This window comes from Nocardioides sp. (assembly GCF_031422975.1).
GTDB lineage: Bacteria > Actinomycetota > Actinomycetes > Propionibacteriales > Nocardioidaceae > Nocardioides.
Genome location: NZ_JANPEO010000506.1, coordinates 1 through 9,756, shown reverse-complemented (window position 1 = coordinate 9,756; position 9,756 = coordinate 1). Strand labels below are relative to the sequence as shown.

The 9,756-nt window shown below is 70.4% G+C and carries 9 protein-coding genes; 2 read left to right on the top strand and 7 right to left on the bottom strand.

Translation table 11 applies throughout. From position 1 onward, the window contains the following. From RMO85_RS15130 to pstC, 3 genes are all read right to left on the bottom strand, one after another. Window positions 1-405 (bottom strand): substrate-binding domain-containing protein (locus RMO85_RS15130; protein WP_310529554.1); only part of this gene is annotated, 405 nt, incomplete at its 3' end. Beyond that, window positions 402-1,571 carry a phosphate ABC transporter permease PstA gene (gene pstA, locus RMO85_RS15125; protein WP_310529553.1) on the bottom strand — a complete coding sequence of 390 codons (1,170 nt, stop codon included), beginning with the start codon at window positions 1,569-1,571 and terminating at the stop codon, window positions 402-404. The genes RMO85_RS15130 and pstA, both read right to left, overlap by 4 nt. Further along, window positions 1,571-2,590, bottom strand: coding sequence for a phosphate ABC transporter permease subunit PstC (gene pstC / locus RMO85_RS15120; protein ID WP_310529552.1), 1,020 nt, complete (start codon window positions 2,588-2,590; stop codon window positions 1,571-1,573). The genes pstA and pstC overlap by 1 nt, the downstream gene beginning before the upstream one ends. Before the next feature lie 229 nt (window positions 2,591-2,819). On the opposite strand from pstC, the gene RMO85_RS15115 reads away from it, so the two are divergent. After that, window positions 2,820-4,136, top strand: coding sequence for a hypothetical protein (locus RMO85_RS15115; RefSeq protein WP_310529551.1), 1,317 nt, complete (start codon window positions 2,820-2,822; stop codon window positions 4,134-4,136). A gap of 92 nt (window positions 4,137-4,228) precedes the next feature. Continuing rightward, complete coding sequence (locus RMO85_RS15110; RefSeq protein WP_310529550.1) at window positions 4,229-5,314, top strand: Glu/Leu/Phe/Val dehydrogenase; 1,086 nt, start codon at window positions 4,229-4,231, stop codon at window positions 5,312-5,314. A 74-nt stretch (window positions 5,315-5,388) separates the two neighbouring features. Here RMO85_RS15110 and RMO85_RS15105 read toward each other — a convergent pair whose 3' ends face one another. The 4 genes from RMO85_RS15105 to RMO85_RS15090 form a co-directional block, all read right to left on the bottom strand. Then, window positions 5,389-5,574: a DUF3073 domain-containing protein gene (locus tag RMO85_RS15105; RefSeq protein ID WP_310529549.1), complete on the bottom strand. Its 186-nt coding sequence runs from the start codon at window positions 5,572-5,574 to the stop codon at window positions 5,389-5,391. 145 nt (window positions 5,575-5,719) lie between these two features. Further along, window positions 5,720-6,775, bottom strand: a complete 1,056-nt coding sequence (gene purM, locus RMO85_RS15100; protein WP_310529548.1) for a phosphoribosylformylglycinamidine cyclo-ligase — start codon at window positions 6,773-6,775, stop codon at window positions 5,720-5,722. A gap of 28 nt (window positions 6,776-6,803) precedes the next feature. Continuing rightward, the gene (gene purF / locus RMO85_RS15095) at window positions 6,804-8,345 is read right to left on the bottom strand and encodes an amidophosphoribosyltransferase (protein WP_310529547.1); all 1,542 of its coding nucleotides are present in this window, start codon (window positions 8,343-8,345) and stop codon (window positions 6,804-6,806) included. Between the two features lie 207 nt (window positions 8,346-8,552). Continuing rightward, window positions 8,553-9,756: M20/M25/M40 family metallo-hydrolase (locus tag RMO85_RS15090; RefSeq protein ID WP_310529546.1), on the bottom strand; the 1,204-nt coding region annotated here is incomplete at its 5' end.

Here is a 9,756-nt window from a genome sequence, read left to right as displayed (position 1 = left end):
GTCGCCGATCTTGAGCTGATAGGTGAAGGCGGTGCCACCGGCGACGATCGGGAGGTAGGCGAACTCGCGGCCGTTGGAGTTGTCGGCGTTGCCGAACTCGTCGACGCCCGGGTAGGGGATCTCGGAGATGCCGAAGTCGGTGACGTTCTGCGAGAAGTTCTTGCGGCCCTGGCTGGAGCCGCCGCCGTTGTAGGTGACCTTCATGCCGAGCGCATCAACGTCGGAGATCCACTGCTGGACGATCACCTCGGACCACGTCGACCCCGAGCCCTCGATCTGGGCGTACGCCGCACGCTGGGACGGCTCCGGGAGGTCACCGTCCGCGAAGGCGTCCGCGCCCGTCGCGATCCCGGGCAGCAGGGCCAGCATCAGCAGGGCCAGGAGCTGGCTGAGGCGGCGGTTCATGAGATCTCCTGGCGGTGGGTGGGGCGGCGCAGCCGACCGAGAAGGCTCGGGCGGGGTGCCGTGGTGCGTTGGCGCGCCACGAGGCGGGCGATGACGAAGAGGGCGAGCACGAGGATCAACAGCACCGTCGCGGCCGCGAAGGCACGCTCGATGTCCATCGGCTCGGGGCTCCTGGCGCCCTTGAAGATGTAGAGCGGCAGCGAGTTCATGACGCCCTCAGTGGGGTTGGTGACCATGAAGGTCGCGACGCCGCTCGTGAGTAGCACCGGCGAGGTCTCGCCGACACCGCGGGCAACCCCGAGGATGACGGCGGTGGCCAGACCGGGCCGAGCCGTCGGGAGGACCACGTGCCAGACCGTGCTCCAGCGGCTCGCACCGAGCGCCAGGCTGGCTTCGCGCAGTCCGCCGGGGACGACGCGCAGCACGACGTCGGCGGCGCGGGCGATGATCGGCAGCATCATCACGCTCAGCGCCATGGCAGCCGCGAACCCGGACCGGGGGAACCCGACGGCCACGATCAGCACGGTGTAGATGAAGAGGCCGGCCACGATCGAGGGCAGCGCGGTCATCGCCTCCACGATGGTGCGGACGACGCCAGCGAACCGGCCGCCGACCTCGGTCATGAAGACGGCCGTGCCGATGCCGAGCGGAAGGGTGATGGCGATGGCGATGCCGAGCTGGATCGCGGAGCCGACGATCGCGTGGCCGATGCCGCCCCGGTCGAAGGCGTCTCGCGGACCCACACCAGACATGTCGTCGAGGAAGAAGTTGGCGTGGAGCAGCGGCTCCCAGCCACGGAAGACGACGAAGCCGATCGTGCTGACGAGCGCGGCACCGACGACCAGGGCACCGGCCGTGATGACCGCCCCGGCGACCCGATCGACCACGTCGATCCGTCGACCGCTCATGAAGCCGGTCACGATGGTGAAGAGGATCCCGAGGGCGAACCAGGCAACGACGAGCCAGGCCCAGCCGCCGAGCGGGAGCAGCCGTTGGGTGACCAGCCAGGCCATCGCCAGCGCCGCGACCCAGGTGCCGATCAGGGTGAACGACTCCTCTGACGTCGGTTTGCCGAGGCCGGGCCGCGGGTGCTGCGGCGCCGCGTCGGTGTCGATGACCGGGAGGAAGGTCTCCTTGACCGGTGGCGGCGCCTGCGTCGTCGTCATCAGGCGTCCGTGCCGGCGCCGGAGCGACTGCGGTTGACGATGATCGCGGCCAGGGTGTTGACGATCAGGGTGATCACGAAGAGCACGAAACCGGCCGTGAGCAGCGCGCTGAGCTGGGCGGCACTGGCGTCGCCGAACCGGCCGGCGATCAGGGCGCTCACGGTGTTGGTGCCGACCTCGAGGAGGCGCGGCTTGATCACGAAGTCGGGCGAGATGATGAGGAGTACGGCGATGGTCTCGCCGAGCGCCCGGCCGAGGCCGAGCATCGTGCCGCCGATGATGCCGCCGCGACCGAACGGGATGACGACGGTGCGGACCATGCCCCAGCGGGTGGAGCCGAGGGCGAGCGCGGCCTCCTTCTCGCCGGGTGGCGTCTGGGAGAACACCTGGCGCATCACCGCGCACGACATCGGCAGCACCATCATGGCGACCGCGATGCCCGCGCAGAAGGCGCTGCCGATGTAGCGGGACTGGTCCCACACCGCGGCGTTGGGGTCGGAGTCGACCTTGAAGAACGGGATCCAGCCGAAGTTCTGCTGCAGCCACAACGCGAAGGCCGCCGCGTGGGGCATGACGAGGAAGTAGCCCCACATCCCGTAGATGATCGAGGGCACCGCGGCCATCAGGTCCACCAGCGAGATCAGCGTCGACCTCATGCCGGCCGGTGCATATTCACTGATGAACAAGGCGGTGAGCAGGGCGAGCGGGAAGGCGATCACCATCGCCACCGCGGCGACCGAGATCGTGCCGACCAGAACCGCGCCGATACCCAGGGAGTCGGCCTCCGGCTGCCACGCCGACTCGGTGAAGAAGCTCCAGCCGTAGCGCTGGAGCGTCGGCACCGACTGCCCCGCGAGGAAGGCGCCGATGCCGCCGGTGATGATCAGCACCGTGGCGCCGATCGCGGAAGCGCAGAGCTCGAAGACGCGGTCGACGCCGGTCGCCTTGCGGGCGAGCTTGCGTGGAGCGACCTCGGGGGCGTCGGGGTACGACGACTGCACAGCAGGCAGGGTGGTCAAGGGGTCTCTTCGGATGCTGGCCCGGAGGCGGAAGCTGACAGGTGGCTGACTTCTCCGCGCGGCCCGATCCGGTCCGGAGACGGCGTCAGTGTCAGGAGCCGATCCGAACGGGACGACCGTCGTGGATGAACGCGCGGCGAACGCTTGTGGCAACCTGGCCCAACAGTGGTTCGCCTGACCCGTTCCGGCCATACCGAGCCATGTCCGCAGCGGCTGGCAGACTCTGCGAGTGCTCCCCCGCTTCGAGATCGTGCGCCGGCTGCGGCCGGTGTCGCTGATCCAGCCCGGCTCGCAGGTCCCCGTCGCAGCGGGGATCCAGGCATTGCCGATGCCCGCGCCGTACGCCGCAGCGGTGCAGCCGATCTCCGGCCCGGGGCCGGCCTCACTGGCCCTTCACCTCGGTGGCCTCCGACTGGCCGGTCGCTTTGACGGCTCCCGCGCGGAGTTGCAGGTGACTCGAGGAGGCACCACGACGACGCACCGCAGCCGGCGCCACGGCCGCTGTGCCGCGCCCCCCTCGCAGCTCGGGCTGACCCTGACCGGCACCCATGTGACGCTGCTCGTCGAGGAGGCGGACGAGTGGGTGGCACGGGCCCGGCTCGATCTCACCGGCCTCGTCGACGCTCGCGACGAGACCCTCCTCGCCGACCTGCAGCTCGAGACCACCGGGCCGGCGACCGCCGGTCTCTTCGGCCAGCTCGGACTGCGCGACATCCGGCTCGTCACGTCGCGCGACGGCACCCCGGTCCGCGACGGAGACGCCCTGCTGCTGAGCGCGACGTCGGCCGGTCCGGGCTTCTTCGACACGGCCCACACGTCCGTGTGGAGCCTCGATCCGGATTCGCTGGCGCTCGAGCACCGCAGCGACCTGTTCTTCCGGCGTCCCGACCCGCCCGGGGTGTACGGCGACCACGCCACCCACGTCGTTCGCGACGGCGACGAGTGGCTGGTCGCGACGAGCACGTGGGGCGACTTCCAGCAGCATGATCCCGACCGGTCCGTGCGGGCGACCCTCGCCCGCACCTCGGCCAACGTGCTGAGCGGCACGCACGTGCTCGACACGACCGAGCTGCCGCTGCCCACGGACGGCTTCACCTCCGTCGGGGTCTGGGACCCGCACCTCGTGCACACGGGCGAGGAGTGGCTGGTGGGCTTCGCCAGCGCGCGGAAGTTCTTCAGGTTCCACCCGGCACTCGCGAGCGGGCCGTCCCTGGATCGGCTGACCCTGCGCGGGACGGCTGTCGATCGCCGGGCCACCGAGGGCACCACCATCCTCCGCGTCGGGGACGAGTGGCGGGTGCTCGCCAGCGACGGCCGAGACGGCCGACGCGGCCAGAGGGCCCGCTATCCGATGTTCGACCTCGGCATGTCCGAAGTCGGCGAGCTGGCTGCGGCGTACCCCACGAACCTGCCCTGGCCCACGCTCGCGCAGACGGACCAGGGGTGGCTGATGATCACGTTCAACGCAGTCCCGGCCACCGGTCCGCTCGTCGGCTACGGCACTCATGGCGACGTCGTTGTGCAACGCGAGGTCGGGCGCGTCTAATCTTGGTGTGACGGCGACCACTCCACCCCTGTGGTCGTCGACGCAAGGCTCGCACACCCCGCGACCGCACCGACACACAAAGGACAACACCCATGTCTGTAGACGTATTCGAGCTCGGTCACGAGCACGAGCAGGTGGTCTTCGCCAACGACGAGGCGAGCGGCCTCAAGGCGATCATCGCGATCCACTCCACCGCTCTGGGCCCGGCGCTCGGCGGCACCCGCTTCTACCCCTATGCGTCCACGGACGTCGCCATCGAGGACGTCCTCAACCTCTCGCGCGGGATGTCCTACAAGGCCGCGCTCGCCGGCCTCGACCTGGGCGGCGGCAAGGCGGTCATCATCGGTGACCCCACGACGCTCAAGTCCGAAGGACTGCTGCGCGCCTACGGCCGCTTCGTGCAGTCGCTGGGCGGGCGCTACTACACCGCCTGCGACGTCGGCACGAACTCGTTGGACATGGACGACATCGCCCGGGAGTGCTCCTTCGTCACCGGCCGCAGCGTGGCGCACGGCGGCGCCGGCGACAGCTCGGTGCTGACGGCGTACGGCGTGTTCCAGGGGATGCGCGCCGCGGCCGAGCAGGTCTGGGGCGAGCCCACGTTGGCAGGGCGCACGGTCGGGGTGGCCGGCATCGGCAAGGTGGGGCGGCACCTCGTGCGCCACCTCATCGAGGACGGCGCCTCCGTGGTGGTCACCGACGTCCACCAGCCCTCGGTCGACGCCGTCCGTGACGAGTTCCCGCAGGTGCAGGCGGTCGCCGACACCGAGGCACTCGTGGCGGCACCGCTCGACGTCTACGCGCCCTGCGCCCTCGGCGGCGCACTCACCGACGAGGTCGTCGAGGTGCTCAGCGCCAAGATCGTCTGTGGCGCCGCGAACAACCAGCTCGCACATCCCGGTGTGGAGAAGCAGCTCGAGGACCGCGGCATCCTCTATGCCCCCGACTACTGCGTGAACTCGGGCGGGCTGATCCAGGTCGCCGACGAGCTCGAGGGCTTCTCCTTCGAGCGCGCACAGCAGCGGGCGACCGGCATCTTCGACACCACGCGCTCGGTCTTCGAGCTCGCTCGCACCGACGGCGTGCCGCCGGCGATCGCCGCCGACCGCCTTGCCGAGCGCCGCATGCGCGACGTGGGTCGCCTGCGCGGGGTGTGGCTGCCCCGACGACTGGGCTGACGCCGGTCATGCATCAACCGGACGCGCGAGGAGTCGCTGCGTCCGGTTGAGGCGTGCTGCGTGAGTGAGCGACCTCAGTCGCGCGAGGGCTCGATGACGTCGGACCACTTCTCGAGGACCTCGGGGTCGACCTGGTCGTCCTTGGTGCCGCTGTCGCCGTGCAGCTCACTGGCAAGCGCCCCGAAGTCCGTCTCGTGAGTGCGGTACTTCAGGTCGCGTGCGACCTTCGTCTGCTTGGCTTTAGCTCGGCCGCGCCCCATAGGGTCAGCCCCCTCGCAAATCGGCCGGGAGCAACGAAGGCTCCCGGGCTGTCCATAAGATTTCTCGTGGGTCTAACGCTACCTGCTCCCTGGGTGTTCCCGCACGCCAGGGGCGTTGAAACGCCGAGAAACCACCCGAATCGGGTCAGCGGTGGTCTCCGGTGAGCGTGACCCGGCCCTCGCCGCCCTCGCCGACCTCACCGGCGACCCACGCAGGGATACCGTGGCCGGCCAGCAGCTCGACCGCCGCAGCGACGGCGTCAGGGGTCATCATGGCCACCATCCCGACGCCGCAGTTGAGCGTGGCCTCCAGGTCGGCGCGCGAGACGTTGCCGACCTCGGCCACCAGTGAGAACACCGGCGGGAGGCTCCAGGTGGCGCGGTCGAGGGTCGCGCCGAGCTCGACCGGCAACACCCGCTCGAGGTTGGCCGCCAGGCCGCCGCCGGTCACGTGCGACATCGCGTGTACGCCGCCGCCGGCCGCGAGGTCGAGGCAGGCCTTGGCATAGATGCGGGTCGGCTCGAGGAGCTCCTCGCCCAGGGTGCGTCCCAGCACGTCGACGTCCTTGTCGAGCGCCCAGCCGGCGGTGTTCAGCAGCACGTGCCGCACGAGGGAGTAACCGTTGGAGTGCAGCCCGCTCGATCCCATGGCGAGCACCACGTCACCGGGGCGCACCCGCCCGGGTCCGAGCAGCCGGTCGGCCTCCACCACGCCGGTGGCGGCCCCCGCGACGTCGTACTCGTCGGGGTCCAGCAGCCCGGGGTGCTCGGCGGTCTCGCCGCCGATGAGGGCACAGCCGGCCACCACGCAGGCCTCGGCGATGCCCTTGACGATCGCGGCGATGCGCTCGGGCACCACGCGCCCGGTGGCGATGTAGTCGGTCATGAAGAGCGGCTCGGCACCACAGACCACGAGGTCGTCGACGACCATGCCGACGAGGTCGAAGCCGATGGTGTCGTGGACATCCATCTGCTGGGCGATCGCGACCTTGGTGCCGACCCCGTCGGTGGACGTGGCGAGCAGGGGGTGGTCGTACTTCGTCAGCGCCCTCGCGTCGAAGAGGCCGGCGAAGCCGCCGAGCCCTCCGATCATCTCGGGGCGACGGGCCTTCTCGACCCAGCCCCTCATCAGGTCGATGGCCCGGTCGGCGGCCTCGATGGAGACACCGGCAGCCGCGTAGGCGTTCTCGGGCTCGGTCACGTCAGTTCTCCACTCGGGTCGTTGCGGCTCAGGGGTTGTTGAGGACCGGCAGGGCCGTCGTATGGGCCGCCGCGTTGACGGGCGCCTCGAGGAGATGCTTGCCCAGGCGCTCGGCGTCCGGAAGCTCGATCGGGTAGACGCCGTCGAAGCAGGCGCGGCACAGGTCGGGCTTGGGCACCGAGGTGGCCTCGACGAGGTCCTCGAGATCGATGTAACCCAAGGAGTCGGCGTCGATCGAGCGACGGATCTCGTCGTTGGTCAGCCCGTTGGCGATCAACTCGGCGCGGGTCGCGAAGTCGATGCCGTAGAAGCACGGCCACTTCACCGGCGGCGACGCGATGCGCACGTGCACCTCGAGCGCACCGGCCTCGCGCAGCATGCGCACCAGCGTCCGCTGGGTGTTGCCGCGCACGATCGAGTCGTCCACGACCACGAGGCGTTTGCCCTCGATCACGTCGCGCAGCGGGTTGAGCTTGAGCCGGATGCCGAGCTGGCGGATCGTCTGGCTCGGCTGGATGAAGGTGCGCCCGACGTAGGAGTTCTTGACCAGCCCCATGCCGTAGGGGATGCCCGACGCCTCCGCGTAGCCGATGGCGCTCGGGGTGCCCGACTCGGGCACGGGGATGACGAGGTCGGCGTCCGCCGGGAACGCCTTCGCCAGGCGCCGGCCGATCTCGACCCGCACGCTGTGCACGCGCTGGCCGGTCATCACGGTGTCCGGACGGGCGAGGTAGACGAACTCGAACAGGCAGTGCTTGGGCGCGGCCTCGGCGAAGCGTTGCGTGCGCAGGCCGTCCTCGTCGACGGCGATCAGCTCACCCGGCTCGATCTCGCGGATGAAGGAGGCGCCCACGATGTCCAGGGCAGCCGTCTCCGAGGCGACCACCCAGCCCCGCTCGAGGCGACCCAGGACGAGCGGCCTGATCCCCTGCGGGTCGCGTGCGGCGTACAACGTGTGCTCGTCCATCCAGACGAAGGAGAAGGCGCCCTCGATCTGCGGCAACAGGTCGACGGCGCGTTCCTCGACCGTCTGACCCGGGTGGTGGGCCAGCAGCTGGGTGACGACCGAGGTGTCGTTGGTGCTCGCCGGCGGCATCCGCATCTGCAGGTCGAGGTGGCCGTCGGCCTCGTCGTCGATCACCATCTGCGCGAGGTCGGCGGTGTTGATGAGATTGCCGTTGTGCGCCAGCGCGATGGATCCGGTGGCTGTGGGATGGAAGGTCGGCTGCGCGTTGTGCCAGGTGCTGGCGCCGGTGGTCGAGTAGCGCGCGTGGCCGACTGCGAGGTGGCCCTTCAGCGACTCGAGCGTCGACTCGTCGAACACCTGCGAGACCAGGCCCATGTCCTTGTAGACGAGGATCTGGCGGCCGTTGCTGACCGCGATGCCGGCCGACTCCTGGCCGCGGTGCTGGAGGGCGTACAGGCCGAAGTAGGTCAGCTTGGCGACATCCTCGCCGGGCGCCCAGACGCCGAAGACGCCGCAGGCGTCCTGCGGGCCCTGGTCGTGGGGATCGAGGGCCGCGGTCAAACGGCCGTCGCCGCCCTTGCGATGCGGGGAGACGTAGGGCACGGGCCTGAGTCTAGGGCCACCGTCCGGCGCCCCCGAATCGCCCGAGTGCCGTGGACGCGGGGCGCGGGGGTCGGGGGTAGGCCGCGGGGCCGCTGGACGATGTAACACGCTGTCCGATGCTCTGCTGCGACGTTGCTACGACGCGGTAGAGCATGTAACAGCGTGTTACATGAGCGGGTCAGGCGGAGTCAGCGCCGGAGGTCACCGTCAGGCGAGCGCGCCGACGTTGCGGAGCAGATATGCCTCGGCGAGCACGACCTTCTCGAACTCCGCCAGGTGCAGGCCCTCGTTGGCTCCGTGGGCACGCGTGTCCGGGTCCTCGACCCCGGTGACCAGCACGCTGGCCTGCGGGAACGCCTCGAGGAACTCGGCGATGAAGGGGATCGAACCGCCCACGCCCATGTCGACCGGCTCGGTGCCGTCCCAGGCCTCGGCGAAGGCGGCCCGCGCGGCGTCGTACGCCGGTCCGGTCGCGTCGATCCGGGTCGGCTCGCCGGTGTCGACGACGACGGTGTTCAGCGTCGCGCCCCACGCGACGTGCTGCTCGAGGTGGGCCTGCAGGCAGGTGACGGCGTTGGCGGTGGTGTCGCCGGGGGCGACCCGCAGGCTGATCCGGCAGCGGGCGGAGGGGACGAGGGTGTTGGAGGCGCCGTCGACCTTGGGGGCGTCGAAGCCGGTGATGCTGAGTGCGGGCTGGGTCCAGAGGCGCTCGACGGCAGTGCCGGTGCCGATCCACTCGATGCCCTCGGCGGCGCCCGACTCGGCGCGGAGGCGGGCCTCGGGGTAGTCCACGTCGGCGGCCGGGCCGCTGTGCAGGCCCTCGATCAGCAGGTTGCCGGCGTCGTCGTGGAGGCTGGCGACCAGTCGGCTGAGGGTCATGATCGCGTCGGGCACGAGGCCGCCCCACATGCCGGAGTGCACGGCGTGGGTCAGGGTGCGGACCTCGACGTCCATCCGGACGAGGCCGCGCAGGCTCGTGGTCAGTGCGGGCTCGCCGATGTCCCAGTTGCCGGAGTCGGCGATCACGATGACGTCGGCCGCGAGCCGGTCCTTGTAGGCGGTGAGCAGCTCGACCAGGGTGTCGGAGCCGACCTCCTCCTCGCCCTCGATGAACATGACGAGGTTGACGGGCAGCTCGTCGCCGAAGATCCGCACGGCACCGAGGTGGGCGGCGATGCCGGCCTTGTCATCGGCCGCGCCGCGGCCGAAGAGACGGAGTTCGCCGTGCCCATCCTCTCGAGCAGTCGGCTCGAAGGGCGGCGAGTCCCAGTCGGCGTGGTCGTTCTCCGGCTGGACGTCGTGGTGGGCGTAGAGCAGCACCGTCGGCGCCCCTTCCGGCCCGGCCTTCTTGGCGATGACAGCCGGCGGCGCACCGTCATGGGCACGGACGATCTCGGTCTCGAAGCCCTCG

Excerpts from the sequence above, each read along its gene's own strand:
- pstA (WP_310529553.1), bottom strand. The coding sequence starts at position 1,571 with ATGACGACGACGCAGGCGCCGCCACCGGTCAAGGAGACCTTCCTCCCG.
- RMO85_RS15110 (WP_310529550.1), top strand. The coding sequence starts at position 4,229 with ATGTCTGTAGACGTATTCGAGCTCGGTCACGAGCACGAGCAGGTGGTC.
- RMO85_RS15105 (WP_310529549.1), bottom strand. The coding sequence starts at position 5,574 with ATGGGGCGCGGCCGAGCTAAAGCCAAGCAGACGAAGGTCGCACGCGAC.